Here is a 26,575-nt window from a genome sequence, read left to right as displayed (position 1 = left end):
TTTTTTAAGGCAAGACCAAGGATACTCTATCCTATCAACTCCATCCGCTATGGCAGATCCTAAACCTAACGTTACGATTATCGGTGCTGGCCGCTGGGGAACCGCCCTTACTAATTTGGTGCGGGCCAGCCATCACCCCGTCCAGAGTTGGTCTCGCCATAGCCCTCAACCCCTCGCAGACGTGATTGAAGGAGCCACGATCCTAGTTTCCGCTGTATCGATGAAGGGGGTCTGGCCGACGATTCAACAACTCCAGTTGCTGGGTCTCGATCCCAGTCAAATTATCGTCACCGCCACTAAGGGCCTCGATCCCATTCGTCGCCAAACGCCGTCTCAACTCTGGCAGCAGGCCTTTCCCCACAATCCCCTGGTGGTTCTCTCCGGGCCAAATTTATCCAAGGAAATTGAAGCCGGCCTACCCACGGCCACAGCAGTGGCAAGTGCCCAACGGGAAGCGGCCCTGGCGGTGCAAAAAGTTTTTGCCTCGGAACGATTGCGGGTCTACATCAATACCGACCCCCTAGGGACGGAACTAGGGGGAACCCTCAAGAATGTGATGGCCATTGCGGCGGGAGTTTGCGATGGACTAGGCCTGGGTACAAATGCCAAGGCGGCGCTCCTGACTAGGGCCCTGCCGGAAATGATCCGCGTGGGAACGGTGTTGGGGGCCAAAGCAGAAACCTTTTTTGGCCTCTCGGGCTTGGGCGACCTGCTGGCGACCTGCAATAGTCCCCTGTCTCGCAACTACCAAGTGGGCTATAAGCTAGGGCAAGGCAAATCCTTAGAACAGATCATTCAAGAAAGTGAAGGGGTCGCAGAGGGCCTGAACACCACCGCAGTACTGATGCAAATTGCCCAGGATCGCCATCTCTCTTTACCGATTACCACCCAAGTCGCGGCCCTACTCCAGGGCCAACTGAGTCCGGCCTTAGCGGTACAAAATTTGATGGCCCGCGACCTAACGGCGGAATTTAACCCTTCTTAGGGAGCCACATCGGCCAAGTTCTGGCCCAGTTGAAAGGCAATGGCCTTTTTTTTCATCATCTGAAAAATATTGTAAAAACCGTTGGCCCGTGAGGGAGTCAGGCTCACCTGCAGACCCGTGGCTTCAATAAAATTGGGTGTAATCTGGCTAATTTCCTCTGGCGTTAAACCATTTAGGCCCTGAATCAGCAGCGCCACCAGGCCCTTGACGAGTTGGGCATCGGAGTCACCCTGGTACCAGACTTTACCGTCTGTGAGGTCAGCGGTAATAAAAACCTGGGAAACACAGCCCTGGACTTTATTCTCCGGCGTCTTAGCCGCTTCAGGCATGGCCTCTAATTTTTTTGCATACCAGAGGAGTTGTTCGTAGCGTTTCTTGGGGGCGCTGTGGCGCTGGAAGCGTTCGACAATTTTGGCCAGATTAGGGGGGAGAACGAGAGTCATTGCAATGGCTGATCAATATAGACAGTCTTCCAATTTATTCTAATGCGTTTACTTTTGGGAAAAAGAGAGGAAGTGAGCCCTGCTCTTTAGTTGACACTCCCCGCCGTAAACAACGAGGATTCTGGATTCACTAAGTTCAACACTGGTCTTCAAAAGTAAGGATAGACACCTGAGGCTCTTGCCAGAAATAGGTTTTCAAGGGAATGATAACTAAATGCTCTAAATTTTTGCCCAGTAAGCATTTTAGCGCTATATCCATCGTTACAAGACCAATATCGGATCCTCTCCCTGAAGGGCCTTGGGTCTAGTTCTCAGAATTCTAAATTCTTTCAGTTGTAGCGACGTTGAAAACGAGGATCTAAACGACTACTTTTGCGGAGATTACAGGATTGGCAGAGAGTTTGTAAATTACTCAAATCATTACTGCCTCCCTGAGCGAGGGGAATAATATGATCTACTTGCAATAGGCCCTCCGTCTGAAAACAGCCACAACTTTGGCAACGGTACTGGTCTCGCTGGAAGACGTAATCTCGAACTGCCGGGGGAATAGGAATGCGTTTACTTTTGCCCATTGGTTTAGTATTTGTCCTGGATTTCACGCCGGATTTCATCTAGAGGCGATTCGGGTTCTTCAGGGATAAATTCTAAAGTGATCTTGATCTTACCTTTACGCCATGGTTGACCAGGAGCTAAAAGTTCACAATCAACACCATCAAAGCACCACTTTTTCCCTGGCTCACTATTGCCTATATATTGAAGAAAGCTTTGCATAAATTCTTTTACTGTAAATGTCTTATGCTTGATTGCTATTTTGTCAATCTCAGCTATTGAAATGACATCTTCTGGATTTACAAATTGATGCTTTTTCATAATTGTTTATTACTCCTGTTTTAATTGACTAATTTCCCGACGAATTTCATCTAGAGGCGATTCTGGTTCAGTTATTTCAGGTTCATCAGGAATAAACTCTACTGAAATATGTACCTTGAACTTACCAGACTGCCATCCTGGAGAACCAACTCTTAAAATCTTGCAATCAATACCTTCTTCAAATAAGCTATTGACAGATGAAAATTTCCAGGTTATTCCCTTGCTTCGCAAAAGATCGATCACCCTGTGTAAACCATCCTGATCAAACGATTCTTCAAAAGCATTCTTGATCCTCTCTATCAGATAGAGTTGTTCCCCTTGTCGTAAGACATCATCATTTTGAAGGTTAGTAAGATATTCATTATATTCGAGTTTCATTGCTTATTCTCCCTGATATGAATAATTGATTACTGCTGTAATCGGCTAATTTCACGGCGAATTTCATCTAGAGGCGATTCTGGTTCAGTTATTTCAGGTTCATCAGGAATAAACTCAATACTGATATTTACATTCACTTTTATTTTTCCAGACTTCCACCCTTCAGAGTTAGACCTTAAAATACGACACTGCAATCCTTCACCAAATAATTTGTCCGGCTTATAAAAGTAACCATTGACCTCTTTATTATTGACATCCAATCGACAAGAAAATTGATATGGAATCAGTGATGTAAATACACCACTTATTTTTTGCTTTACATCTTGTGCTTTAAATAATGCACCTCGGTAAACAACTTCGTTACGATATTTATCATTACGGCGATGATCATACGTTTGCTCGATCACCTGTGGTTGTTCAATAATATCATCGTCTTGCAAGCTATCAAGATAGCTATCATATTTTATTTCCATAGTTGATTACCTTGATAAAACCTGAAATTAAGAGGGTAACTATTCTATCAAGCTACCCTCTCATAGTTTACAAAATAATTAGTTAACCAGCTAATTCTCCTGCTTCAACAGAAGTTTCTGGTAACGCAGGAACTACTTCCGTTAAATCTGAGGCAATAATTCCCGGTAACTGGAAGGTCAACTGCATTGATTTCAAGCATTCATTAATTCCCGTGACGCTCTGCTCATAGAGATCCATTTTTTGCTTGATTTCACTCTGTAAACGAGAATTACGGGCAATTTTTTCCTCTGCTTCTTGCTCTAGGGTTTTTTCTAGATAGGCCCGGGCAACATCGTACTGTTGTAGTAGATTATCGGCTTGCTTATCGGTCATCGGTAATAGATGGGTTTTTATGCCATTGTTAATTGTCTGCCGAAAGTGTTTGCGGACAGTATCAAAAACCTTGGGCTCAAAATCGAGCTTCAGTAATTGGCGAATAGCCGGCTCTGCATCCACCATGGCCTGGGCATCATAGCCTTGGCTGGCCTGTTGTAGGGTTTGCCGAAATTGATAGATCGAAAATGTACCTTCATCATAAAAACGAGGACTTTCCCGCACGTAGCGGTCGCATTCGGTTCGGGCCGCTTGAATTAAGGCCTTATTGACCTGATCTTCGAGCTGTTGTAAGTGAGTTTCAATACCGCCATCATTGCCTAGCAGACGATAAATATTGCGGTAACAATCCGCTGAACGCAATCGTTTAGATAAGCGTTGGAAGAAGTTGGCGACAATGACCTCTACACCCGCAATTAATGTATCCTCTAGCTTATTGGCTAAGTAATACAAAGCCTCGACTAAAACAGCGATAAAGGGCGCAATAGTATTGCGAGGATGATTCTTAGTTGAACGGCTATAGGCATCTATCACCGAAAAGGTGCTAATCAACTCATCGAGATGGGTAATCATGCGGGCCTTGAGCTTCAGGAAATCTTCATCAAATTCAGGATCGGCATTGATCACGATGTTATTGACTTGCTCCGCAATGAAGTCTTTGAACTGCGCCCCCAGGGCCTGAATTTCCTGGTTTAAGCGAGTGAGTTCCTGCACCTTCATCGCCTCGATTTCCCGAGGTTGACTATCCAACTCTCGATAATTGTCCAGGTAAAATTTGCGGAGCAGGATGCAAAGCGGCTGGAGGTCGTGGGCCAGATGGGTGAACAGTTCAGGGTATTTTTCATCCGTGAGGTAGCGCGTAATGGCTTCCCGGAAGGTTTCAATGCCACTGTCATGGATCAGTTGGTTGATCAAGGGTTGGCCCCAATCTGCTAAAATCCGCACATAGTTTTCATTCGGGGTTTCGTAGCCATTCACCGAAACTTTGAATTCTGTCCGGGCCAGGAGTTTGCCGGAGTTGGCACAGTAGTTATTAAACTCACTGACAAATTGAGGCGTTTCCTCTAATCCCCCCATTCCCTTTACGCTTTCCGCAAAAATGGAGTCCAGGCCAAAGCGATTGCCACCGTTGGTATGCTTAATTTGACTACCATAGAAACCGAGCAGACCACTGGTTTTATAGACACGGGCACTGTCTCGAAACTGGGATTGAATCAAACTTTCTAGTCGTTGCCTGAGTTGGGTGTTATACCAGGTTTCATCAATGCGGTTAAAGACGTAGAAAACCCGATCCCGAATACCGGGGTTTTTGCGAATTCGTTCTAGTAAATCCGTTTCTTCTGTGGTCATATCGCCCGCCGCCGCCGGTTTTAGAACACAGACCACCGCCGAAGTATCAGGGTGCTCAATCTTGCGATAGGTCAACTCCGCATCTTTCTTAACGGGGGCATCGATCCCCGGTAGATCCACCAGGACATTGCCATCGGCTAAGAGGAAATGGTGACAAAAGTAATCTAAGCGTTTGAGGACGGCGCTGTTGGCCCCCCGGCGGGCAAAGCTGGCGGCTTCACTGAGATTGGAAAAGTTCAATTGCTCCATCGAGAAGGTGGCATTTCCCAGGGTCTGGATTCGTTCCCGGTTTTGGCTAAAGCCTTCCAATAGTAACAGCAGGGCCTTAGCCTGTTTGGCTCGGTCGGATTTGCTTTCTCCTCCCTCATCGTCAATGATTTTAGTGCAGGCCTCATTGAGGCGTTTGATGGCCTCCGGTTGATTGATATTAAAATCACCCCGGAGTTGCAGACGCTGACAGAGGGCCAGGGCCTGTTCTCGAATTTCAGTCTCGCTCAGGAAAGTAAGGACGACACGCTCTTGGCTCGGTTCAGCATATTCGATGTAGCACTCGGTTCCGGTGGCATGGCCCTCGGCACTGTAGAGCAGTTCTCTTTCTAACAGTGCATTGATGAGCATTGATTTGCCCGCACTAAAGGCCCCGGCAAAGACAATTTCAAAACGGGGTGAAAGGGCCTTGCTCAGGGAGGTTTCAATCGTGCTGATATTCTGCTGGGTGCGTAGGGTGGGTTCTTGAGCTAACAGTTCGAGGAGTTGATTGACCTGTTCTCTCAGTGATTGGCATTGAGGGGAAAAATCAGTCATGGTAAGTTCTAAGGGATTAACTCCCTTTGAGTATGTACTTACCTTTTAGGTTTGGTTCTGATTGTTCACGAAAATTAATTTTGCCGGGAGGATTGGCTACCGGCCGCTATACGACGACGTAGGCCCTTGCTGGCATAGGCGAGGGCAAAAGTGCTCAAGGCCATCATCGTCAGGTTGAACAAATGGGTCGTCCCCCAGAGGGCATGAGATCTCGATGAGGACATGCCTGAAAATCCATTGGTTGGAAGCTAGCATTACAATGATATAAGCCTTCAATAGTGGGTAGCGATTTCGCAGGCAAATCTAAATTATGGGTATGAGACCTAATGCTCGTTGGGACTTGTCCGTTGATAATCGTAACGGTCAACTAACGCTTGTCGTTGAGATCAAGCGCAAAACTAACGTATCGCCAGAGTGGGCCACAAAGCTACGTCGAAATATTCTAGCGCATGGAACTTTTCCGAAAGCTCCATATTTTTTGATGGTTTTTCCAGATAAATTTTACCTATGGTCTAAGGCGGAGGCTTATCACGATCAGAGCGAACCAACCTACACTATTGATGCATCCCCAATTCTTCAACCCTACTTGGAGCGGGCAGGTGTAACTGCTGACCAAATCAGTGGAGCAAGTCTAGAACTCATCGTTGCCACTTGGCTTGGAGAAATAATTCATTCTAATCAATTGCCTGAGAGCCTTGATGCGTCCCAACAATGGTTAATTGAGTCAGGACTTTATACTGCCTTGGTTGGAGGAGCACTTGAGTATGAGGCGGTTGCGTGAATATTTATGTTGAGACAAACTTTGTTCTAGAGCTAACCTTTGGGCAAGAGCAGTGTTCAAGTTGTGAACAGATTTTACAACTTTGTGAAGTAGGAAACGTAAAGCTTATCGTTCCAGCTTATAGCCTTGCTGAACCGCATGAGAAACTGAGCCGCCAAGCACGAAACCGTCGAGAACTCCAACAGTCGTTGGATGCCGAGTTGCGTCAGCTTTTACGCACAGCCTCTTATGCCAGTCGTATCAAGAGCATTCAGGATATTGCTAGCTTGATGATTCAGAGTAACGAGGAAGAAAGGCATCGTTTTGTTCAATGTCGCGATCGTCTTCTTAATGTTGGAGAAATTGTTGAACTCAATGCCAATATATTGAGGGAAGCTGCCTCCTATGAAACGACTTACGACTTAACACCCCAGGACGCCCTTGTATATGCATCAGTTATTACCCATTTACGACAGAATTTGCCAGAGCAGGCTTGCTTTTTAAATCGAAACTCCAAAGACTTTGATAGTCCAGATATCATTGATGAACTTAAACAATTTAACTGTCGAATGATTGCACAATTTGATCATGGATACAACTTTGTTCAGTCACAATTACCATCTAAGCAGGCAGGGGCATAAAGTTTGGTCGTTAGGAAGCCAACGTAGACTTTTTAGAATTTCTTAAAGTATTAATCTGGCTTTGGCTTTGATTTTGGTTCTGGTTGTTTACGAAATTAATTTTGTCGAGAGGATTGGCCTCCCGTTGCCATCCGACGACGCAGGCCCTTGCTGACATAGGCCAAGGCAAAGGTGCTCAGGGCCATCATCGTCAGGTTGAATGAATGGGTCGTCCCCCAGAGGGTCAAAGGGCCTAAAATCATGGCCAACAACATCAGAGTCAATTTGCCATTAATCGGCCCGGAACGACCTTTCGGAAGCGTTATTTTCAAGGGCCGACGAGGCATCTTATTGTCCTCCCGCCACTGCGAGGGGTTGCAGGCCGGAGCCCACCGGGGCCACGGCGGTTAATTGCAGATCGGGATGATCCCCTATTACCTGCTGAAGATTCCAGGTATTTTTAAATAGCAGCACCGGACGCTCCCAATTGTCCTTCACCGTCAGGGTATTGAAGATGCGTCCCGCCTTCTCCAGGGCTGGCCAGCCACCAGCGACCCAACGGGCCAGACTATAGCCCAGGGGTTCCAGTTGGGTTTCCACCCCATACTCGGTGAGCAGACGGAATTGCACCACTTCAAACTGCAACTGGCCCACGGCCGCTAGAATCGGTTCCCGACGAAATTCATCCAGGGAAGACATAATTTGAATGGCCCCTTCCTCCCGTAACTGTTGAATGCCCTTTTGAAATTGCTTGAACTTGGACGGGTTGGGATTCTTGAGGTAGGCAAAGAGTTCTGGGGAAAAGCAGGGAATGCCTTCGTATTCCAGTTTTTGACCGATATAGATAGTGTCGCCAATGGCAAAGACCCCAGGATTGTTTAAGCCGATCACATCCCCCGGATAGGCCTCTTCAATGGATTCCCGGTCTTGGGCAAAGAGCTTTTGGGGCCGGGAAAGACGGACGGTTTTGCCGGTACGGGCATGGCTGACGGTCATATCCTTCTCGAATTTGCCAGTACAAACCCGTACAAAGGCCACCCGGTCTCGGTGTTTGGGATCCATATTGGCCTGGAGTTTAAAGACAAAGCCCGTAAATTCAGGATAGGTCGGCTCTAGCACGCCGAGGGAGGAATGGCGGCCACCCGGCTGGAGGGCGTAGTGCAAAAAGTTATCGAGGAACAATTGCACCCCAAAGTTACTCATGGCACTGCCAAAGAATACCGGCGTCATCTTACCGGCATGGACTTGGGCCAGATCCAATTCTCCCCCCAATTCCTGGAGCATTTCCAGTTCCTCTAGCAGTTGGGCGTAGAGGTCGGGCTCAAGAATCGTTTCAATGTCGGGATCTTCTAAGCTGACGATGGTTTCCGAAGCGGCCTGGCTGCCATGGGCCCGTCGTTCAAAGAGGTGAATTTTTTGGGTATGACGGTCGAACAGGCCTTTAAAGCGGTCGCCCATGCCGATGGGCCAGTTGACAGCGTAGGTGGGCAGGTCGAGTTCCTGTTCAATTTCATCGAGCAATTCCAGGGGACTGCGGCCGGGACGGTCTAGCTTATTAACAAAGGTAAAAATGGGTAGGGAACGGAGCCGACAAACTTCAAATAGCTTGCGGGTTTGGGGTTCTAGGCCCTTGGCCACATCCACCAGCATCACCGCATTGTCCGCCGCCGCCAGCGTCCGGTAGGTATCTTCACTAAAATCCTGGTGGCCAGGGGTATCGAGGAGATTAATCTGAAAATCCTGATAGGCAAACTGGAGCACGGTAGATGTAATGGAAATCCCCCGCTGTTGTTCCATTTCCATCCAGTCAGAGGTGGCCTTGCGCTGGGCTTGACGGGCCTTGACCGATCCCGCTTGGTGAATGGCCCCGCCGTAGAGCAGAAGTTTTTCCGTGAGGGTCGTTTTACCCGCGTCGGGGTGGGAAATAATCGCAAAGTTACGACGTTGCTGTACCGCTTGGCTCAGCTCACGCAGGAGGTCACTGGTCATAGCTTAAAAATTAGGACAGGTCAGGCCTAGAATCGTCAGTAGAGATCCATAATTATATCGATTTATGTTGGGTGAAAGAAAATCAGACTCGTTTAAGCTAGACCTAGCTTAGGCAATGTCTATTTCTCTTACCTTCAGGAGTGTTTATGTTGAGATACATTTTGGCGGTGCCTATCTTTGGGAGTTTGCTGGCGGCCCCGGCCCTGGCCCAATCAACGGCCGTTGTGATTGCCCCCCCTTCCAATGTGCGCAATACTCCCAATGGAGCCATTATTTGTACTTTATCTCGTCGGATCTCAATTACGGTCTATCAAAAAGAAGGCCTGTGGTATTACACCGATGCCTGTGGTGGTGGCTATATCCACCAGAGCCAGATTCGTTTCCAGGGGGCCGCGGCGACGGGGAACCGGGCCCGAGTGACGGGGATTCGCCAGGGCCAGTTGGCTTTACGGGCTAGCCCCAATGGTCGAGCCATTGCGGGGTTGAATAATGGCAATGTAGTTCAAATTCTAGAACAACAGGGCAACTGGGCCTACGTGCGCGTAGTTCAGGGCCCGAATCGTCGGGTGACGGGCCGAGAAGGGTGGGTCAATTCCTATTATTTGGCCCTGTTTTAAAGCCGGATGAGTCTAGGACTGGCCACAACAGCGGTCGTAGCCCAAGCTCTCTAAAATGAGGTCACTAACGGCATTTGCGATGGCAAACTCGCTGTAGAAACTTTCCCGAAAATCAAAGGCCTGCATTTCTGTCACAATGGCAATTACTAGTGACCCCAGGTCATTTTCCCCTTCGAGGCGTTGACGCACAAAAATTTGGGCGGCCCGTTCCGCAATAATGGTATTGATGGCCTCGGGAATAAATTCATTATTAAGCCAAGACTGAAGCGCTTCCCGGAGCCAAGTTCCTTCCTGCGCCGGATCCTGGAGGGGAGGAAGCGTAATGGGAGCAATGGGGTCAACAGCCATAATTGCAAGAACTGAACAGTAAGGAAAACAAGACCCAATGGAGCTAAGCGCAAGGGTTGAATCCATTATACAGGGCTACGCCCAGGGCTATTTTCTCATGGCGGATGATCAGGGCCAGTTGGGATGGTATGCCAGTCAGTCCCACGCTCTAATTCCCCTAGACCATCGTTTTCGCTATCCTAAATCCCTGCGTCGGGTTCTGAATCAAAGCCGTTTCAGTTTGGCCATTAACCGTGATTTTGTCGGGGTGTGTCGGGGCTGTGCGGGCCGGGAGAGTACCTGGATTTCTCCAGCGCTTTTAGAGATTTACCAATTGCTCCATCAGTTCGGCTGGGCCCATAGTTTTGAGGCCTGGGCTGGAGATCGACTGGCCGGGGGAATTCTGGGAATTAGCATCGGTGGCGTCTTTATTGGGGAATCCATGTTCTATACGGTTCCCGAGGCCTCCAAGGCGGCCATGGTGATGTTGGTTCAGCGTCTGCGTCAGCGAGGTTTTGTCCTATTTGATGCCCAGCTGCAAAACCCCCATCTAGAGCGCTTTGGGGCCTACGTTATCGACGAAGCCCATTACCAGAGGCTATTGGCCCAGAGCCTTCTACTCCCTCGTACTTTTGTGTAGGCCTAGTAGACCATCCTAAATCTCTGAAGCTCTACTACACAAGGGGTGCAGTCAGCCGTTGCCACTCTCTTTGAACTCAGCACTAGTACCTTTCTTCAGTCCACGACACTACAACGGTTAGGTTAAGCATTACTTGATTGGCTATGCTTATAGTTGCTTAACCGAAACAGATACTTACTGGGCCTTCGGAAGATTACGGGCCTTGTAGAACGTTTCTAGGCTCTGACGGTCTCCCACGTAACGCCAATGCCAAGGTTCATAACTAACGCCCTGAGGATTATTGGGGGCAAAGGAAAGCTCAAAACTATAGCGGGCTGCATTAGCCTGGAGCCATCGGAAGGCTGGGGTTTTTTCAAAGGTAACCAGGAGATTGGTGGCGGGAACATTACCATCCCCAATATCAAGGGCATAACCCGTGTGATGTTCGCTGTAACCAGGGGGAGCACTAACCTCGGCCCGTTTACGGGTGGCCTGGTTCCGCTGTTGTTTGACGGTAAAAAATAGGCGATTCTGCTCTTCAATAGAACGAAAGGCCGACAGCGGGACTAAATTTACCCCGCTGGCCCGAGCGGCGGCTTGCATTGAGAGGAATTGAACTGCAGCAGTCCGCCGTAGGCGCAGTTGCCCATCGGCACGAATGACTTTTAATTCTTGGGCAGGCGCTTCCGCATAGGGAAGATGACCGAGAATATTATCAATTTTCTCTGGGGGGGGACTAGCCTGGGGGGAGGGGGTTGATTGAACGACCGGTACTGGCCGAGATTGGAACCACCACAGACTGCCTAAGCCTAAAAGTAAAGCCCCTGCGACCCCCATCAACCAAACATAGACCGCCCCCCCTCGGCTTGGGCTGGCGACCGTCGGCCCGTCACGCAGAATCTCGGGAATTTCTCCAGTATCTTGACGATTGGATGACCGTGGCGGCCGATTAACTTTCCCCATAATGCCTAGCGTAATCGTGTCATTAGCAAGCGGCAATTCCCTCAGCTCGTGCTGCCAATAGTACGGCACTGGCAACGGTGCTGGCCACCCGAGCATCAAAGACGGAGGGGACAATATGTTCTCGGTCTAGGGTACTGGGAGAGACCAGTGAAGCAATGGCCTTTGCGGCTTCTAAATACATCGTATCCGTAATCGTGCGAGCACGGCAGTCCAAAGCCCCACGAAAGACACCAGGGAAGGCCAAGACATTGTTAATTTGATTGGGATAGTCACTGCGCCCTGTGGCCATCACGGCAACGTCATCGTGAATGAGCTCCGGTTGAATTTCGGGAATTGGATTAGCCATGGCAAAGACAATCGGCTCCTGGGCCATGGAACGTACCATAACCGGGGAAACCACCCCCGGCGCACTGACCCCCAGAAAGACATCGGCCCCTTGCATCGCATCGGCGAGGCTTCCCTGAGCCTCAACCGCGTAGGCCAATTTTTGGGGATTGAGGTCAGTCCGGGCTTTGGACAAAATCCCTTTAGAATCACAAATCCAAATGTTGGTAGCTCCGGCTTTTTGCAAGAGAGCGGCGATGGCCAGGCCTGCGGCCCCGGCCCCATTGATCACAATACGGACACTTTCGAGAGTTTTATGAACCAGTTTGAGAGCATTGAAGAGGGCCGCCAGAGTAACAATAGCGGTGCCATGTTGGTCGTCGTGGAAAACGGGAATATTCAATTCCGCCCGCAGACGAGCCTCAATTTCAAAGCAGCGGGGGGCCGCAATATCCTCTAGGTTCACCCCACCAAAGACAGGAGCAATCTGTTTAACCGCTGTAATAATTTCCTCCGTATCCTGGGTCGCTAGGCAAATGGGAAAAGCATCAATGCCCGCAAACTCCTTAAAGAGCATGGCCTTGCCTTCCATCACCGGCAGGGCCGCCTCAGGGCCAAGATTTCCCAGACCTAAAACCGCACTGCCATCGGTCACGACGGCCACTGTATTACGCTTAATGGTCAGCTTATAAACCTGTTCGGGATCCTGGGCAATGGCCTTGCAAATGCGGCCAACCCCAGGAGTATAAGCCATGGCCAAGTCCGATTGGGCGGTTAGAGGAATACGACTTTGGACAGTGATTTTGCCCCCTTGGTGCAGGTCAAAGGTTCGGTCAGATACACTGAGTAACTGGATCCCCTCTAGGCCTTTAACCGCTTCCACAATCCTATCGGCATGCTCTTCACTAGAGGCATTAACAGTAATCTCTCGTTGGGTAATTTTGAGGTTGCTGTCAATGAGGGAGATTTGACCAAAACTACCCCCTTGGTCGGCAATGGCCTGGGTAACACGGGCCAGGGTGCCCGATTGGTTGGGTAATTCAAGGCGGAGGTTAAGACTATAGCTGGGATTAGGGGTTAAATTGGCCATGCTGGTTTCAGGCAAAGAAATTCTCGATCATTCAGCATAGCGAATAGACTGACTCCCCCCTGCAAGCTGGGGCACAAAAATGAGGAGAAGTCATCGCTCAGCTTTCTGGGTACGAAGAAAGCGTTAATGCACAGGTCTGAACTTTCAACTCAATCCAACACTGATTATTACTGATTATTTCAGTAGGGAAATCAACCAAGCGGCAACAATACTCCCTAAAATCAAGATTTCTAAGATCATCACCCCTGTCATGGGTTGAAACTATCTCGTCCAGGCCCCCTGCCGAAGGACAAGCAATCCCTTAGAAAGATGAGTGGGCCAGAGGGCCAGGCTATTCTGTGTCCGAAACTGCCAAGTCAGCATCGACAACAGTAGGGGGCTCTCCCACTTTGCATGGGTTAACTCTCCTTGGGGTAGCCAGTTTCCATCGATCATTAGGGTGCGATTTACATCTTTATACCTTCGATAACGCTGACAAGGCCTTGGGTCGGGACAATTCGGGTCATGTTAAATCCAGCTTGAGCCAATAGAGCGCGGAATTCCTCTGATGTGCGCTCCTTGCCGCCGGGACACATCACTAACATATTGACATCTAAAAGTTTGCCGACAAAGGGATCGTTCCCAGGAGGAATGACTTGCTCTACAACCAAAACTCTGCCATTATTTGCCATGGCCTGATGGCATTGCTTGAGTATGACTGCCGCCCGTTCATCGTCCCAATCATGGATGATGTGTTTAAGAATATAGGCATCTGCTCCACCAGGAACGGATTCAAAAAAGTTGCCGCTCAATAATTGGCAGCGATCGCTGACTCCACTGGTTGCCATGTGAGCCTTGGCCCGCTCAATTACCTCTGGCATATCAAACAAAATCCCATTCAGGCTGGGATTGGCTTTCAGGATAGAGGTCAGCAAACTACCATGACCACCAGCCACATCCACCAGAGTATTGATAGATGAGAAGTCATAATCCGAACTCACGGCGGCATTTTCAATACTAGAAAAACTCGTCATCGCCCGGTCGAAAATGTCAGCAGGTTCAGGGTTTTGAGCATAATACTCAAACACATTCATGCCAAAAAGTTGCTCAAATCCGCTGTTACCCGTCTTAATGGCGTGCAAAATGTTGCCCCAACTGCCATAGTGTTCACGATCCCCCATCATGATCGCGACATCTCGCAAGGAGCTGGGAGTATCACTCTGGAGAAAAGCTGATAACGGTGTCATGGCAAATTGTCCTACTGACGTTTCAGTGAAGATGCCTACACTGGCCAGGGCCCGCAACAGACGATAGAGAGACTGCTCATGGGTATAGGTTACTGTTGCCAGCTCTTTGTAGCTCTTTTCTCCAGTGGCTAAATGGTCAGCAATGCCAAGCTTAGCCGCGGCGTAAATAGATTGTGACACCCAATAGCTAGTGATCATTTGCATCAGGGCCATTTGCGGTGGAGGTGATTCCATGGCCTGAGATGACATTGAAGTCGTTTCAACTTGAGATGATGTCTGCATCATTTTGTCTTTAAAGCCTGTGTATAAAAGGATATATTAGAACCCAGAAGTGTTGAATGTTAGAAGAAAATCAAAAAGGTAAAGCCCCTAAACTTGTATAATTAGGGGCACAAAATCAAAATAACTGAATATGATTATATCAAACTTTCCTCAAGTTGTGCAAAAGCATCTGGGTCACTTGCCCAAAAAGGATTATCCAGAACTGGACACCTTTAAGTTTGTCTCAATTTGGCTAAGTTTCGTGCTAGACCAAAGCCAAACAAGCATGAGAAGTCAATTCAAGAGATTAAACGCGAGAGGAGAGTCAGTAGATATATCGACCTTCTCAAAAGCAAGTAAAAAGCGAAACCCAAAGGTTTTTAAAGAAATATTAAAAAAGCTAAAAAAAGAAGTAGAAGTCTCTCGAGAACCAGAAAAAAGGGAACTGGTTTTGTTTCCACTGGACTCAACAGTGATATCGTTAACGAGCAAATTATTATGGAGACAAGGACATCATCAGGTAAAACTATTTAGTGGGATTAATTTAGACACAGGAGCCCCAGGAGGAATAGTAATTAATTTTGGTCAAGGGCATGATAGTAAATATGGGAATGAAACGATAGAAGCAACGCCAGAGAATGGAGTTGGGATAATGGATAGAGGATTTTGTAGTCTAGCAAGAATAGCAAAACTGCAAGAAGAGAAAGAGCGTTACTTTGTGTTAAGAACAAAGAACAATATAAGCTTAAATATGCTGGAAAATGGAAAGTATGAAATAGGAAGTGGGAAGGAAAAGCTAGAAGGAAGAGTAGTAGTATTTAGTGATAGAGAAGAAAGAACAGAGTTTAGGTTGGCAACAAATTTACCAGAAGAGGGAGAGGGAGGAATAAGTAATGAAGAGATAGCTGAGTTTTATCGATTGCGTTGGCAAATAGAACTATTATGGAAGTTCTTAAAAATGCACTTAAAGTTGGACAGGCTAATCACTAAAAATACAAACGGAATAGAGATTCAGATTTATAGTTGCCTGATTGGATATTTAATGTTGAGATTGGTAAGAATTCCGAAAGAGTTTGGGGAATCTTTATTAGATAAGCTACGGTATTTACAGGCATTTATGTGTGAAAAAATAAGTTATGTACACTGGCTAAGAGAGTTAGTGGTAAATTGTTGAATCTGGGCTTTTACAGAATCGTTGTGTCTATTCCTTGGTGGTTCAAATAAACCATTCAATATTTCTGATTAGAACCTTTTAGATAAAGATACAAAGGCTTAGTAAATTCCTCATAGTAGTTTTTACTAAGTGAGGTACAGGATCCTCGAGTAAGACCCTCGCTTAATAAGGCATTCAAAAATCAATCAGTACTTTACTGAACTAGAAGCTACTATGAAATCTTGCTTGCTTTTCCAGCTTAGTGAGCAACTAGACAGATAACTATACAGAAAATCCTTGTAAACTGCATTAGACAGATCAAAACAGCCAAAGATTTTCTACCTGTTTTCTCGCCATTAAACCAGGCCTAGATTTCTTCACAGCGGAGGTTGAGGTTGATCGTATCAGGGCCAATCATGGTGCCCTGAATGACCAAAACCACTTTCTTACTACTATCTTTGGGGGCCAGGTTAATACTCGTAGGTGTATCAAAAACAATACTAAAACCCCAATCGCCCTGGGTGGCGTTGATGGTTCTTTCCTGGTAGCCCAATTTCGTTAGGGCCTGACGGTAGAAGTCCACCGTAGGGGCCGGTAATCCCTTGGTTTGAAAGTTGAGGCCCTGTTGTTGGTAGGCATTGGCCATGAACAGGGTCTGAAGTTTGCTGGGGGCGCCTTTAGGCCGGGGAAGCTTAAGCAGAAGATCACTGGCGGTCGTGGCTTTTTGGCTTAGCCAGAGGGATTGCGCGACCGGGATAGTTGGTAGAGGGGCGGACTGGGTCGTTAGGGCCAGGCTCAAGAGGCCAGCGGAGATGGGGAGTAAAAGCATGGGCAGATGGGTTGATTTTCTTCTGATATTCTCTAAGTTTATTGCTATTTTGGAGGATGCAGACTTTTGACCGGGTGCCCCTTTGATTCAAGCCGAAACACTCTCCCTGCTGGAATGGAACCGCCTTTGCCATCATCTCTCGACCTTTGCGGAAACGTCCTTGGGGGTAGTCGCGGCCCAACAACTCCTGCCCCCGGAGACGGAAGCCGAAAGCCGTACCTTGTTGAATCAAACCCAGGAAGTAGAACGCATTGAGGCCAGTCTAAACAGCAACTGGAAATTTAATGGCATTGCAGATATTACTGAGGCCTTGGAGCGGGCGGAATTGGGAGGATTGCTGTCTGGCCCTGAGCTATTGGCCATTGCCACTACCTTGGCCGGGGTTAGACGCTTGCGGCGGGTAATCGAGGGCCAGGAAGATTTGCCTTGTCTCATGGCCCTGGTTGAGGATGTTCGTACCTATCCTGAACTGGAGCAGGAGATCCACCACTGTATTGATGAGGCCGGCAAAGTAGCTGACCGGGCCAGTGCCAAACTGGCAGGCATTCGTCAAAAACTTAAGGATATCCGCGACCAAATTTATCAAAAACTGCATCGTCTTCTGCAACGCCAACTAAGTGCAGTTCAAGAGGCCGTGATTACCCAACGGGATGACCGTTTTGTTATTCCCATCAAGGCCAGTCATAAGGAACAGATTCCCGGCATTATTCACGATACCTCCAGCAGTGGGGCGACCCTCTACGTCGAACCCCAGGCCATTGTGGATTTAGGCAATAAACTTCGTCAGGCCCGTCGTCAGGAGCAGGTAGAAGAAGAAATTGTTCTGCGCCAACTAAGTGACCGGGTCGGGGCCTGTTTAGAAGACCTGGAACATCTGTTGATCGTTGCCACTCGCCTCGATTTAGCCACGGCTCGTCTGCGCTATAGCCTTTGGTTAGAAGGGAATCCCCCCCAATGGGTCACACGAGAGCAAGCGATTACTCTGCGGCAATTACGCCATCCCCTGCTGGTCTGGAAACAGAAACGGGAGAAAGGGCCTGAAGTAGTCCCCATTACAGTTCAGATTGATCCGAAAATTCGGGTCATTGCCATCACGGGCCCGAATACAGGAGGCAAAACCGTTACCCTCAAGACCCTCGGTTTGGCGATGTTGATGGCGAAGGTTGGCCTTTACCTACCTGCCAAGGAACCGATCGAAATTCCCTGGTTAGAGCAGATACTTGCCGATATTGGCGATGAGCAATCCCTAGAGCAGAGTTTATCGACTTTTTCGGGGCATATTCGTCGGATTATTCGCATTATTGCGGCTTTGAAGCAGTCTCCTGAAGGTCTGACCTCGGCCCTGGTGCTGTTGGATGAAGTTGGGGCTGGTACAGATCCCGTGGAAGGTAGTGCCCTAGCCATTGCGCTGTTACAATATCTGGCGGATCATGCCCACCTGACCCTGGTGAGTACCCACTACGGCGAACTCAAGGCCCTGAAGTACCAGGATGAACGCTTTGAAAATGCTTCAGTGGAATTTGACGACCAGACCCTTTCCCCCACCTATCGTCTGCTCTGGGGCATTCCCGGCCGCTCCAATGCTCTCACCATTGCCCAGCGTCTGGGCCTACATCCAGAGATTGTTGAAACAGCCAAACAGCGATTAGGGGGATTTTCTGAAGAGATTAATCAGGTGATTGCGGGGCTAGAAAGTCAGCGTCGGGAGCAGGAAGCCAAGGCTTCGAATGCCCAAAAACTGCTCCAGCAGACCGAGGTCTTTTATCAAGAAGTGTCCCGCAAGGCCACGGCCCTCCAGGCGCGGGAACGGGAACTCAAACAATACCAAGAACAGGAAATACAGCAGGCGATCCTGGCCGCCAAGGCCGAAATTGCCCAGGTGATTCGCCAACTCCAGCGGGGGAAACCCTCAGGACAAAAAGCCCAACAGGCCACCGAGGCCCTGAATCAAATTGTGGCTAAGGAGCAGGCCAAAACCCAAGCCAAACCTCTGGGTTACCTACCCAAAGTGGGAGAACGGGTGCGCCTCCCCAGCCTGGGCCAAACCGCTGAAGTCACCCAACTTTCGGAAGCTGCCGGGGAAGTCAGTGTCAAATTTGGCCTGATGAAGATGACCCTACCTCTGACGGAGATTGAATCCCTAGATGGCAAAAAAGTAGAACCACCCCCCAAGCCGGCCTCCCCGCCCCCACCTCCAGTTAAAGCGGCCCCGGTTTTGGTGAGAACCGAGCGAAATACTATAGATCTCCGGGGCCAGCGGGTAGAAATGGCCGAAAGCCAGTTAGAGGCGGCCCTGCGTCGTGCTGACGACCAAGGGGTGCTGTGGATTATCCACGGTAAGGGTACGGGGAAACTTCGAGAAGGCGTTCATGCTTTCCTGAGTCATCATCCCCAGGTCGAGCGTTTTGAGTTGGCTTCTTCTGAGGAAGGCGGGGCCGGTGTCACCTTGGCCTATCTCCAATGAAACGACCGGCCAATCCGAAAATAGGTTGGTTAGAATTCTAGGGAAAAGCGGATCTCCTTCCCATGACTCCTCCCACCGAAAAAAACATGGCCATTGCCTATCTGCTCTGGGCCTGCGGCTGTTTTGGTTTTTGCGGCATTCATCGTTTCTATCTCGGCAAACCCATCACCGGCATTCTCTGGTTTTTTAGCGGTGGCCTGTGTTTCGTGGGCCAATTCCTTGACCTGTTTCTCATCCCCGGCATGGTACAGTCCCGTAATCGAGACTTCCGCATGTTTCTGCCCCAGGACAGTGGGTACGGCCCGCTCCATCTAAGTCATCAAGTACTGGAGAAAATTGACCGTCTTGACCAGAAACTGCAGAGTACCCTGCAAACCCCTAAACAACCAGAAAAGAGTGCCCTACATCGTTTGATTGAAGGAGCGGCCCAGCAACAAGGAGTGTTGTCCCTGGCTCAAGCCATACTTATTACCGGCCTAGAAGCCAGTGAAGTGGAAACTCTGTTACGGGAGGCCATGAAGAAGGGGATTGTCCATGTGGGCAACGATCCAGAGACGGGTTCTGTGCGTTACTACTTTGATATCTAAGCTGGCTGATTGCCGGTTTAAAGACCGCCTCATTTATTTACAAAAATTCACAGAACTAATAAGGACTGATTGAGTATTTTGAAGGTAAATCAACGGTAACGCCCATGGGAAACAGCTTAAAAATCCAGGATGCCAATACTCTTGACCTTGAAAACTCCAAGCAAGAGTCCTGTTTCGTTTTAGATTTTTTGACTGAGTGCATTACAGTTCGAGAAGTAATTCGGAGTCGGGTTTACCAAGAAGTGAAGGATTTTAATACTCGCCAACCAGACTATTTTAAGGGACTGGTACAGCCCACGGACACAGAACGCAGTCTCAATGGTTATCGCCTCCGTCAACCCCGGCAGTTGGATTGGGAGCAACAATTTTCTAAGGCCTTACAAGCCTTTGAAAATAATGGCTTTCTGATTCTGGTTGGCGAAGAGCAACTCACGGAACTCGAGGATGAAATTACCATTACCCCAGAAACAACCGTCACCTTTCTAAAATTAGTGCCCTTGGTCGGAGGTTAACCATGGCTGGCTCCTTAACAGATGATTTCTGTCAAGAAATGATCGCTACCCTTCTGCGCGAAAATAATCTAGCCTTTCTTCAGCCGGGCTTGTCCCCCGTAGAGTTTTTTAGTCATCTTGACCCTCCAGAGCAAGCCCAAATGGCCCTGGCCCTTTTACGTTGGTATCAAGCCAATGGCCAGGGAGTCCACCAGCATAAAATTTGGGTGATTGTTAACGCCCTATTTCAGTTGCTCAAGCAAAAATTACCCTTGTCTTTAGCGGAAATTCTCGAACTGCTCAAGGCTATGGAAAACGAGCAGTACCTCCTTTATGCTGCTGGGACGGAGCGACTTCCCCACCTCATCGGCCATTATCTCAAGGAACATCCTATCACCCCTGAACTCAGCGCTACTGTTGAAACGGTTTGCCAACGCCTAGAGGGCCTGGGGGCCTCTCAACGAAAATCGGCGGCCAAACTCCGTCAATTATTGCCAGACAAGGCTGATAGATATCCCCTTCTAGCAGGGGAACCCTGGGCCGACCAGGCTCTATTGTTTCTCGCAACGCTATCCGATGCCCAGGCTGAACCGTGGCGGGCCCTCCTAAAAAGCAGTGCAACGCTTTCTGGCAGTAAACCCAGTGCTAAATGGCTCAAAATGGCCCAAGGCTATCGAGACAGTATTGGCCTTGAGTCGTTTAAACAGGCCCTATTAAGCTGGTTTCCCCCAGTGGATCGGCCACGGACAAAGCCCTTGGTAGATTGGCGAGGCATGGTTGATCTGATCGCCGATCAAAATGCGGAGATCCTACGGGCCTTGGTGTGGCTCTGTGCCGACCTGGAAGATGCAAGCCTCGCTCGGGCCTTGAGTTCTCTGGCGATTTCGGCCTACCGCAAAGTTCCCCAGATTGGCCCCCGCTGTGTCAAATTAGGCAATGCCTGTATCTGGGCCTTGAGCCAGATGCCGACCGCCGAGGCCATGGCCCAACTGGCCCTGCTCAAGGTGCGTGTTAAATTTGGGACGGCCCAAAAGGGCATCGAAAAAGCCTTTGTAGAAACGGCCAACCGGGCGGGTATTTCCCGAGAAGAAATTGAAGAATTGTCGGTTCCCACCTATGGCCTGACAGAAGTCGGACGGCGGCGGGAAACCTTCGGAGATTTTACGGCGGAACTGGTGGTCACGGGAACTCACAGTACCACACTGAGTTGGCGGAATGCCGCTGGTAAACCGCAAAAATCCGTTCCCCAGGCCGTTAAGACTGAATATGCCGACGAACTGAAGGCCTTAAAACAGGCCGAAAAAGATATTCAAAAAATGTTGCCGGCCCAGGCCCAGCGCCTAGAGGCTCTCTACCAACAACCCAGGGCCTGGGATTTCGCGACCTGGCAGGAACGCTACCTCGATCACCCCCTCATGGGCTGTCTGGCCCGGCGACTCCTATGGCAATTGGAACTAGGAGAAAACCATGCTGTGGGAATTTGGTACGACGGGGCCCTACGAGACCGAGCCGGGGAAGTTATTCCCTGGTTAACCGCTGAAACAAAGGTCACCCTGTGGCACCCCATCAATGCAAGCCCGGAGATGATTCAGGCCTGGCGTAGTTGGTTAATGGAACGGCAAATTCAACAGCCCTTTAAACAGGCCCATCGAGAAATTTATCTTCTTACCCCAGCGGAGGAAACCACCCGCGTTTATTCCAATCGCTTTGCGGCCCACATCCTCAAACAACACCAATTCAATGCCCTCTGTGCCCAGCAGGGCTGGAAAAATAAACTGCGCCTGCTGGTGGACGACGACTATCCTCCCGCCTGTCTGATTTTACCGCAATGGAATTTACGGGCTGAATTCTGGATTGAAGGCATTGGCGACCAGTACGGCAGTGACACCAATGACTCGGGTACCTTTCTCTATCTGACTACCGACCAAGTCCGTTTTTATCCTATCGAGGCCCCAGAAAACTATGCCCATGCGGCCGGTGGGGGCTACGGTATATTTCGGCAAACCCCCTTTGACCCCCTCCCCCTTACAGTAATTCCGGCCCTGGTGTTGTCGGAAGTCCTGCGGGATGTGGATTTGTTTGTGGGAGTGGCTAGCGTGGGGAATGACCCCAACTGGGCCGATGGGGGCCCGGAAGGTCGTCATCAAGTCTATTGGCACGACTATTCCTTTGGGGAGTTGTCCGCCACGGCCCAAACCCGGCGTCAAGTGCTAGAGGCCTTGATTCCCCGCCTGAAAAAGATTCGTGACCGTTGTTCCTTCCAAGAGCGTTTTCTGGTGGTTCGGGGGGACTTGCGTACCTATAAAATTCATTTGGGTAGCGGCAACATCCTGATGGAACCCAGCGATCAATATCTTTGCATTGTCAAAGCACCAGAGCGGGGCGGGGGGAGCGAACCCATTTTTCTGCCCTTTGAAGGAGATAAAACCCTAGCGGTTATTTTAAGTAAAGCTTTTCTTCTGGCTGAAGATAGGAAGATCACCGACCAGACTATTCTTCGTCAAATTCAACCCTAGGCCTTGGCCCTGGAACCATACTGCTTCCTCCCACGGAGACGGCCCTGGGGGCCCATGCAGATGGCCCGCCAGCGCGGGCTTATACTAAATCTTTGAAGCCCAGCTACACGACTGACCCCATCCGTCTTCTCCTTGCAAAGGGGAGATGCCGTAGGCGGAGGGGTAAAAATCTGTAGCGATAACTTGGAGGATTGGTATTAGATTCCTTTTTGACCCAATAAAAAATTAAAAAGGACAATGATAGACATTGCCCAGTAAAGATTGTTGATTATGGATTGGTATGCGGATGGCGAGACTCGAACTCGCAAGGCAAAGCCACACGCCCCTCAAACGTGCGCGTATACCAATTCCGCCACATCCGCGTTAGAGCAGAACTAAGTCTAGCATAACTTTTAGATAAAACACAAGCCTCAATATTCGGCAATGAAGAGGCGTCTCCCTTCCGCCAGGCTTTTATAATGGCCCGCAGTCAACGACTGGCCCCACTGACCCCTAGGAGGAACTGGTACCCGTGCTGAAATTTGGTGTTTCCCCCGTCAATACTCGCCGCTATCGTCAACTACTTTGGTCGATCCTCTTACTGTTCTTTTCCATTTCTTTTTTTGACCTCTGGTTTCTCGACACCTTTGTCTTAATTCCCCTGTTTAGCTTCACTACTATCCTGGCGGTGAGAACCTTCCCCCTCTCTAATTTTTTCAGGCATTGTTTACAAATTCTGGGTCTCTTGGCCTTAGTTCTGGGCATGGTTGGTGATTTGAATCATGAGCACCCGTTTAACCAGGCCTGTGCCCTAGGAAGTCTTGTTCTATTCATCTGTTTCCTCGGAGCGGCGGTGATTTTTCTTTCGCTTCACTTAATCCATGTCAATCACGTTAACGCAGATGTCGTTATTGGTGGCGTCTCCGTCTATCTGCTGATAGGAATTGTTTGGACTTTACTTTACCAAGTTGTTTTTCAGTTTTCTCCTGATGCTTTTTTGGATCTAGAGGCCCTGCCGACGGATCCCCGTTTTAGTCTGCTCTACTTCAGTTTTACAACCCTAACCACCCTTGGCTACGGCGATATCACTCCCACCAGCTCAGTCTCCATGGGATTAACGAATATGGAAGCGATTATCGGCCAACTTTATCCAGCCGTGTTTATTGCTCGCCTGGTCAGTCTCTACTCCCTAGAAGATAAGACTGACAGCTAATACAAATTTCTCAAGTTATCGAGTCTGATTTCTCAAAGAGTAAACGGTAAACCGGCCGGCCAAGCTTGGCACAAGCGATTTCTCGTTCCGTCGGCACAGAAAAAGGATTCTCCGCTAACCAAGGGTCATGATGGGTTCGCTGGAAACAGGGCTGTTCAGCTAGGCGGGCCCCCATTGCTTCGGCCATGGCCAGCACATCAGACTGGATAAACACCTGGCCGCCGAGGGGAAGTACCTGGGCTAGGGCCACCACCAGTTCTGGTTGCATGACTCGGCGTTTACTGTGGCGTTGTTTAAACCAGGGGTCGGGAAATTGAATGGAAACGCGCCTGAGGTTCGGTGCTAGGGCCTGTAAAAATAGAAGGGGCGCGATATTAATATTGCCAAAAAGAAAATGGACATTGTTTCGCCCGAGGTGTACGACCTGTTCATTCGCTTCAAGGACTAAAGGCTCTCGGATTTCCACTCCCAGAAAATTCCAATCGGTTTGCGCTTGGGCCAGGTTTAGTAAAAACTTGCCTCGGGCACAGCCAATATCCAAGTGCAAGGGCCGGCCCCCATCAGCATAAATCATTGACCAGTCGGGACAAGCAATGGGAGTACGATATTTTTGACTGAGGGGATTAACGTGTTGACGGACGCGGACTCGGGCCAAGGGAAACTCCTGGAATTAGCACAGTTTCAGAGGATAGAACCGAGGACAGTAGGCAACAGGAGCTCAACCCCAACGTAGGAGGGCCGCTCCCCAGCTCAGGCCGGCCCCAAAACCTGACAGAGCCAGTAGGTCTCCAGGTTTAATTTTACCTTGACGCACCGCTTCATCCAGGGCCAGGGGAATGGAGGCGGCGGAGGTATTGCCGTAGTGGGCTAAGTTACTCAGAATACGCTCGGCAGGAATTTTTAAGCGTTCCCCAACCGCGTCCATAATACGTTGGTTGGCCTGGTGCAAAATGAGCCAATCGATGTCACTGGTCTGGCATTGGGCCTGAAATAATACCTTTTCGATTACTTCGGGAACCCGGGCCACCGCAAAACGATAGACCTCGCGGCCATTCATCGAAATGGGTTGATAATTACCCTGGGTCACCTGTTTATCCGCGATCAGGGTTTTTGGCTGGCCCTGATAGGGCAGATTAAGGCAACTATTCAGAGAACCATTGGTATAGAGATCAAAGGCCAAGAGATTATCGGTTTCGTCGCTGGCCTGGAGAAGTACCGCACCGGCCCCATCCCCAAACAAAACACAGGTACTGCGATCTGACCAGTCTACCCAACGAGATAGAACATCCGCGCCAATCACTAGGATATTTCGATAGGCCCCTGTGCGAATAAACTGGGCCGCTGTCGTCAAGGCAAAGACAAAACCAGAACAGGCAGCGGTTAAATCAAAAGCAACGGCTCGCTCAGCCCCCAGCAGTTGTTGAACCTGGCCTGCACTACCAAACAAATCATCTGGTGTTGAAGTGGCTAGAATAATTAGATCCAAGGCCTGGGGATCTAGCTGAGCAGCCGACAGGGCCTGTCGTCCTGCTTCGGCCGCTAGCATCGCCAAGGAGGTTTCCTCCGTACAAAGCTGGCGTTGACCGATGCCCGTTCTTGTCCAGATCCATTCATCGGAGGTATCGACCATCTGGCTTAGATCTTCATTGGTCAAGCATTGGGGGGCCGTGGCTGCTCCACTGCCTATGACCCTCACCCCGGCTCCCACGCTAGTCAAGTTACTGTTCTCCTACTGGTGTCGTGCTGATATCAAGAGATACCCTAGGCCTCTAGACTAGGAACCGTTTCGGTTTCTGTTAGGCCGGCTGTCCAGGCATGAATGCGCTCGGACACGCGATTATCGTAGGCCTCCTTCGCCAGGCGAATAGCATTAAAGATAGAAGGGGCACGAGAACTACCGTGGCTGATAATACAGATGCCGTCAACCCCGAATAACAGGGCTCCCCCATGTTCTGCATGGTCGATCCGCTGTTTAATGCGTTTTAAATTGGGTTTCAGCAGGGCCGTCCCCACAGCTCCCCGCCACCCTTGGGGCAATTCTTCTTTAAAAATGCTGAGGATAATTTCTCCGACAGCCTCGGCAAACTTGAGCACCACATTGCCGACAAAACCATCACAGACAATCACATCAAAGTTGCCAGAAAGAATATCTCGTCCTTCCGCATTGCCCACAAAGGGAATTTCTGAGTTAGCCGCTAGACGCTGGTAGGTTTGCAGGGCTAGGTCGTTACCCTTAGTGGGTTCTTCCCCAATATTAAGCAGGCCCACCTTGGGATTTTCTGTACCCAGAACATACTTGCTGTAGATGGTGCCCATTAGGGCAAATTGTTCTAAATATTTGGGCTTACAATCTACGTTGGCCCCGACATCCAGGACAATCACCGACTTATTAGCCAACATTGTCGGAAAAACGGTACCAATGGCTGGGCGGTCTATCCCCTTGAGCCGTCCTAGTCGTAACAAGGCTGAGGCCATGGCGGCCCCAGAGTGACCGGCGGAGACAACCGCGTCCGCTTGGTTTTCCTTAACGAGATTCATCGCCACATTGATCGAGGCCTTGGGCTTGCGACGTAGAGCAGTCAGCGGTTCTTCTTCCATGGAGACAACCCCCTCCGCATCCACAATGGTCAAATTTTGCGGGGTACTGGGGTGCTGCTCTAGATAAGCTTCAATCTGGGCTCGGTCACCCACCAAGAGGATCTCAACATCTAGCTCCGCGCCAGCGCGAACCGCCCCGGCAATAATTTCATCGGGAGCATGGTCTCCCCCCATCGCATCTAATGCAATTCTTGCGCGCGTTCCTGCCATTGGTCAATGTGATGAAAGCCAAGAGAATTGTAGCAGACCCCCTCGGCAAAACTAAAATTTTCC

The 26,575-nt window shown here is 49.4% G+C and carries 28 protein-coding genes and 1 tRNA gene; 11 read left to right on the top strand and 18 right to left on the bottom strand.

Annotated elements, in window-relative coordinates:
• The first annotated feature begins 49 nt into the window (after nt 1-49).
• A complete protein-coding gene (locus ABXS88_RS02190; protein WP_353673558.1) occupies nt 50-985 on the top strand; it encodes an NAD(P)H-dependent glycerol-3-phosphate dehydrogenase in 936 nt (311 codons plus the stop codon).
• On the opposite strand, the gene ABXS88_RS02185 is transcribed toward ABXS88_RS02190, so the two are convergent.
• From ABXS88_RS02185 to ABXS88_RS02155, 7 genes are all read right to left on the bottom strand, one after another.
• Nucleotides 982-1,428 (bottom strand): SufE family protein, encoded by a 447-nt coding sequence (locus tag ABXS88_RS02185; protein ID WP_353673557.1) that lies wholly within the window; start codon nt 1,426-1,428, stop codon nt 982-984. The genes ABXS88_RS02190 and ABXS88_RS02185 overlap by 4 nt on opposite strands.
• A 329-nt stretch (nt 1,429-1,757) precedes the next feature.
• Entirely contained in the window at nt 1,758-2,000 is a 243-nt protein-coding gene (locus ABXS88_RS02180) for an HNH endonuclease signature motif containing protein (protein ID WP_353673556.1), read from the bottom strand.
• Nucleotides 2,001-2,004: 4 nt separating this feature from the next.
• The gene (locus tag ABXS88_RS02175; RefSeq protein WP_353673555.1) at nt 2,005-2,298 is read right to left on the bottom strand and encodes a KGK domain-containing protein; all 294 of its coding nucleotides are present in this window, start codon (nt 2,296-2,298) and stop codon (nt 2,005-2,007) included.
• A gap of 9 nt (nt 2,299-2,307) precedes the next feature.
• The gene (locus tag ABXS88_RS02170) at nt 2,308-2,676 is read right to left on the bottom strand and encodes a KGK domain-containing protein (protein WP_353673554.1); all 369 of its coding nucleotides are present in this window, start codon (nt 2,674-2,676) and stop codon (nt 2,308-2,310) included.
• Between the two features lie 29 nt (nt 2,677-2,705).
• Entirely contained in the window at nt 2,706-3,149 is a 444-nt protein-coding gene (locus tag ABXS88_RS02165; protein ID WP_353673553.1) for a KGK domain-containing protein, read from the bottom strand.
• An 82-nt stretch (nt 3,150-3,231) separates the two neighbouring features.
• A complete protein-coding gene (locus ABXS88_RS02160; protein ID WP_353673552.1) occupies nt 3,232-5,676 on the bottom strand; it encodes a dynamin-like GTPase family protein in 2,445 nt (814 codons plus the stop codon).
• Nucleotides 5,677-5,750: 74 nt separating this feature from the next.
• Complete coding sequence (locus ABXS88_RS02155) at nt 5,751-5,900, bottom strand: hypothetical protein (RefSeq protein ID WP_353673551.1); 150 nt, start codon at nt 5,898-5,900, stop codon at nt 5,751-5,753.
• A gap of 92 nt (nt 5,901-5,992) precedes the next feature.
• Between ABXS88_RS02155 and ABXS88_RS02150 the strand changes: the two genes are divergently transcribed.
• Together ABXS88_RS02150 and ABXS88_RS02145 are read left to right on the top strand one after the other, a co-directional pair.
• Nucleotides 5,993-6,457, top strand: coding sequence for a hypothetical protein (locus tag ABXS88_RS02150; RefSeq protein WP_353673550.1), 465 nt, complete (start codon nt 5,993-5,995; stop codon nt 6,455-6,457).
• On the top strand, nt 6,454-7,077 hold the full coding sequence (locus ABXS88_RS02145) for a PIN domain-containing protein (RefSeq protein WP_353673549.1): 624 nt from the start codon (nt 6,454-6,456) through the stop codon (nt 7,075-7,077). Before ABXS88_RS02150 ends, ABXS88_RS02145 begins: the two co-directional genes overlap by 4 nt.
• Before the next feature lie 95 nt (nt 7,078-7,172).
• On the opposite strand, the gene ABXS88_RS02140 is transcribed toward ABXS88_RS02145, so the two are convergent.
• Together ABXS88_RS02140 and prfC are read right to left on the bottom strand one after the other, a co-directional pair.
• The gene (locus ABXS88_RS02140; protein ID WP_353673548.1) at nt 7,173-7,403 is read right to left on the bottom strand and encodes a hypothetical protein; all 231 of its coding nucleotides are present in this window, start codon (nt 7,401-7,403) and stop codon (nt 7,173-7,175) included.
• 1 nt (nt 7,404) lies between these two features.
• Nucleotides 7,405-9,045, bottom strand: a complete 1,641-nt coding sequence (gene prfC / locus ABXS88_RS02135; RefSeq protein WP_353673547.1) for a peptide chain release factor 3 — start codon at nt 9,043-9,045, stop codon at nt 7,405-7,407.
• A gap of 146 nt (nt 9,046-9,191) precedes the next feature.
• On the opposite strand from prfC, the gene ABXS88_RS02130 reads away from it, so the two are divergent.
• Entirely contained in the window at nt 9,192-9,662 is a 471-nt protein-coding gene (locus ABXS88_RS02130; protein WP_353673546.1) for an SH3 domain-containing protein, read from the top strand.
• A 12-nt stretch (nt 9,663-9,674) separates the two neighbouring features.
• On the opposite strand, the gene ABXS88_RS02125 is transcribed toward ABXS88_RS02130, so the two are convergent.
• Nucleotides 9,675-10,010 (bottom strand): hypothetical protein, encoded by a 336-nt coding sequence (locus ABXS88_RS02125; protein WP_353673545.1) that lies wholly within the window; start codon nt 10,008-10,010, stop codon nt 9,675-9,677.
• 37 nt (nt 10,011-10,047) lie between these two features.
• Between ABXS88_RS02125 and aat the strand changes: the two genes are divergently transcribed.
• Nucleotides 10,048-10,629: a leucyl/phenylalanyl-tRNA--protein transferase gene (gene aat / locus ABXS88_RS02120; protein WP_353673544.1), complete on the top strand. Its 582-nt coding sequence runs from the start codon at nt 10,048-10,050 to the stop codon at nt 10,627-10,629.
• A gap of 174 nt (nt 10,630-10,803) precedes the next feature.
• Here the strand turns inward: aat and ABXS88_RS02115 are convergent, their stop codons facing one another.
• From ABXS88_RS02115 to ABXS88_RS02105, 3 genes are all read right to left on the bottom strand, one after another.
• Nucleotides 10,804-11,571 carry a M15 family metallopeptidase gene (locus ABXS88_RS02115; protein ID WP_353673543.1) on the bottom strand — a complete coding sequence of 256 codons (768 nt, stop codon included), beginning with the start codon at nt 11,569-11,571 and terminating at the stop codon, nt 10,804-10,806.
• 22 nt (nt 11,572-11,593) lie between these two features.
• A complete protein-coding gene (locus ABXS88_RS02110; protein ID WP_353673542.1) occupies nt 11,594-12,985 on the bottom strand; it encodes a malic enzyme-like NAD(P)-binding protein in 1,392 nt (463 codons plus the stop codon).
• Between the two features lie 446 nt (nt 12,986-13,431).
• On the bottom strand, nt 13,432-14,424 hold the full coding sequence (locus ABXS88_RS02105) for a methyltransferase (protein ID WP_353673541.1): 993 nt from the start codon (nt 14,422-14,424) through the stop codon (nt 13,432-13,434).
• A 202-nt stretch (nt 14,425-14,626) separates the two neighbouring features.
• Here ABXS88_RS02105 and ABXS88_RS02100 point away from each other — a divergent pair, with 202 nt between their 5' ends.
• Nucleotides 14,627-15,646 carry an IS4 family transposase gene (locus ABXS88_RS02100; RefSeq protein WP_353674761.1) on the top strand — a complete coding sequence of 340 codons (1,020 nt, stop codon included), beginning with the start codon at nt 14,627-14,629 and terminating at the stop codon, nt 15,644-15,646.
• Between the two features lie 346 nt (nt 15,647-15,992).
• Here ABXS88_RS02100 and ABXS88_RS02095 read toward each other — a convergent pair whose 3' ends face one another.
• Entirely contained in the window at nt 15,993-16,454 is a 462-nt protein-coding gene (locus ABXS88_RS02095; protein WP_353673540.1) for a hypothetical protein, read from the bottom strand.
• A gap of 82 nt (nt 16,455-16,536) precedes the next feature.
• Here ABXS88_RS02095 and ABXS88_RS02090 point away from each other — a divergent pair, with 82 nt between their 5' ends.
• From ABXS88_RS02090 to ABXS88_RS02075, 4 genes are all read left to right on the top strand, one after another.
• On the top strand, nt 16,537-18,918 hold the full coding sequence (locus ABXS88_RS02090; protein ID WP_353673539.1) for an endonuclease MutS2: 2,382 nt from the start codon (nt 16,537-16,539) through the stop codon (nt 18,916-18,918).
• A gap of 62 nt (nt 18,919-18,980) precedes the next feature.
• A complete protein-coding gene (locus ABXS88_RS02085) occupies nt 18,981-19,505 on the top strand; it encodes an NINE protein (RefSeq protein WP_353673538.1) in 525 nt (174 codons plus the stop codon).
• Nucleotides 19,506-19,609: 104 nt separating this feature from the next.
• Entirely contained in the window at nt 19,610-20,017 is a 408-nt protein-coding gene (locus tag ABXS88_RS02080) for a hypothetical protein (RefSeq protein WP_353673537.1), read from the top strand.
• A 2-nt stretch (nt 20,018-20,019) separates the two neighbouring features.
• A complete protein-coding gene (locus ABXS88_RS02075) occupies nt 20,020-22,512 on the top strand; it encodes a DUF4132 domain-containing protein (RefSeq protein ID WP_353673536.1) in 2,493 nt (830 codons plus the stop codon).
• Between the two features lie 281 nt (nt 22,513-22,793).
• Here ABXS88_RS02075 and ABXS88_RS02070 read toward each other — a convergent pair.
• A tRNA-Leu gene (locus tag ABXS88_RS02070) sits at nt 22,794-22,874 on the bottom strand.
• Nucleotides 22,875-23,023: 149 nt separating this feature from the next.
• Between ABXS88_RS02070 and ABXS88_RS02065 the strand changes: the two genes are divergently transcribed.
• A complete protein-coding gene (locus ABXS88_RS02065) occupies nt 23,024-23,704 on the top strand; it encodes a potassium channel family protein (protein ID WP_353673535.1) in 681 nt (226 codons plus the stop codon).
• A gap of 10 nt (nt 23,705-23,714) precedes the next feature.
• On the opposite strand, the gene trmB is transcribed toward ABXS88_RS02065, so the two are convergent.
• The 3 genes from trmB to plsX form a co-directional block, all read right to left on the bottom strand.
• Complete coding sequence (trmB, locus tag ABXS88_RS02060) at nt 23,715-24,359, bottom strand: tRNA (guanosine(46)-N7)-methyltransferase TrmB (protein WP_353673534.1); 645 nt, start codon at nt 24,357-24,359, stop codon at nt 23,715-23,717.
• 63 nt (nt 24,360-24,422) lie between these two features.
• Complete coding sequence (locus ABXS88_RS02055) at nt 24,423-25,421, bottom strand: beta-ketoacyl-ACP synthase III (protein WP_353673533.1); 999 nt, start codon at nt 25,419-25,421, stop codon at nt 24,423-24,425.
• Between the two features lie 44 nt (nt 25,422-25,465).
• Entirely contained in the window at nt 25,466-26,512 is a 1,047-nt protein-coding gene (gene plsX / locus ABXS88_RS02050) for a phosphate acyltransferase PlsX (protein ID WP_353673532.1), read from the bottom strand.
• Between the last annotated feature and the right edge of the window lie 63 nt (nt 26,513-26,575).

The organism is Synechocystis sp. LKSZ1, from assembly GCF_040436315.1.
In the GTDB taxonomy this organism is placed as follows: Bacteria; Cyanobacteriota; Cyanobacteriia; order Cyanobacteriales; family Microcystaceae; genus Synechocystis.
The sequence above is the reverse complement of the archived record's forward strand: the minus strand, read 5'-3'. Positions and strand labels throughout refer to the sequence as shown.

What these genes read in the sequence shown, in the direction of transcription:
- ABXS88_RS02170 (WP_353673554.1), bottom strand. Translation starts at nt 2,676, where the DNA reads ATGAAACTCGAATATAATGAATATCTTACTAACCTTCAAAATGATGAT.
- ABXS88_RS02080 (WP_353673537.1), top strand. Translation starts at nt 19,610, where the DNA reads ATGGGAAACAGCTTAAAAATCCAGGATGCCAATACTCTTGACCTTGAA.
- ABXS88_RS02150 (WP_353673550.1), top strand. Translation starts at nt 5,993, where the DNA reads ATGAGACCTAATGCTCGTTGGGACTTGTCCGTTGATAATCGTAACGGT.
- ABXS88_RS02085 (WP_353673538.1), top strand. Translation starts at nt 18,981, where the DNA reads ATGACTCCTCCCACCGAAAAAAACATGGCCATTGCCTATCTGCTCTGG.
- ABXS88_RS02075 (WP_353673536.1), top strand. Translation starts at nt 20,020, where the DNA reads ATGGCTGGCTCCTTAACAGATGATTTCTGTCAAGAAATGATCGCTACC.
- ABXS88_RS02165 (WP_353673553.1), bottom strand. Translation starts at nt 3,149, where the DNA reads ATGGAAATAAAATATGATAGCTATCTTGATAGCTTGCAAGACGATGAT.
- ABXS88_RS02110 (WP_353673542.1), bottom strand. Translation starts at nt 12,985, where the DNA reads ATGGCCAATTTAACCCCTAATCCCAGCTATAGTCTTAACCTCCGCCTT.
- ABXS88_RS02185 (WP_353673557.1), bottom strand. Translation starts at nt 1,428, where the DNA reads ATGACTCTCGTTCTCCCCCCTAATCTGGCCAAAATTGTCGAACGCTTC.
- ABXS88_RS02105 (WP_353673541.1), bottom strand. Translation starts at nt 14,424, where the DNA reads ATGGCCCTGATGCAAATGATCACTAGCTATTGGGTGTCACAATCTATT.
- ABXS88_RS02155 (WP_353673551.1), bottom strand. Translation starts at nt 5,900, where the DNA reads ATGTCCTCATCGAGATCTCATGCCCTCTGGGGGACGACCCATTTGTTC.
- prfC (WP_353673547.1), bottom strand. Translation starts at nt 9,045, where the DNA reads ATGACCAGTGACCTCCTGCGTGAGCTGAGCCAAGCGGTACAGCAACGT.
- ABXS88_RS02115 (WP_353673543.1), bottom strand. Translation starts at nt 11,571, where the DNA reads ATGGGGAAAGTTAATCGGCCGCCACGGTCATCCAATCGTCAAGATACT.
- ABXS88_RS02190 (WP_353673558.1), top strand. Translation starts at nt 50, where the DNA reads ATGGCAGATCCTAAACCTAACGTTACGATTATCGGTGCTGGCCGCTGG.
- aat (WP_353673544.1), top strand. Translation starts at nt 10,048, where the DNA reads ATGGAGCTAAGCGCAAGGGTTGAATCCATTATACAGGGCTACGCCCAG.
- ABXS88_RS02130 (WP_353673546.1), top strand. Translation starts at nt 9,192, where the DNA reads ATGTTGAGATACATTTTGGCGGTGCCTATCTTTGGGAGTTTGCTGGCG.
- ABXS88_RS02175 (WP_353673555.1), bottom strand. Translation starts at nt 2,298, where the DNA reads ATGAAAAAGCATCAATTTGTAAATCCAGAAGATGTCATTTCAATAGCT.
- plsX (WP_353673532.1), bottom strand. Translation starts at nt 26,512, where the DNA reads ATGGCAGGAACGCGCGCAAGAATTGCATTAGATGCGATGGGGGGAGAC.
- ABXS88_RS02095 (WP_353673540.1), bottom strand. Translation starts at nt 16,454, where the DNA reads ATGCTTTTACTCCCCATCTCCGCTGGCCTCTTGAGCCTGGCCCTAACG.
- ABXS88_RS02180 (WP_353673556.1), bottom strand. Translation starts at nt 2,000, where the DNA reads ATGGGCAAAAGTAAACGCATTCCTATTCCCCCGGCAGTTCGAGATTAC.
- ABXS88_RS02140 (WP_353673548.1), bottom strand. Translation starts at nt 7,403, where the DNA reads ATGCCTCGTCGGCCCTTGAAAATAACGCTTCCGAAAGGTCGTTCCGGG.
- ABXS88_RS02160 (WP_353673552.1), bottom strand. Translation starts at nt 5,676, where the DNA reads ATGACTGATTTTTCCCCTCAATGCCAATCACTGAGAGAACAGGTCAAT.
- ABXS88_RS02125 (WP_353673545.1), bottom strand. Translation starts at nt 10,010, where the DNA reads ATGGCTGTTGACCCCATTGCTCCCATTACGCTTCCTCCCCTCCAGGAT.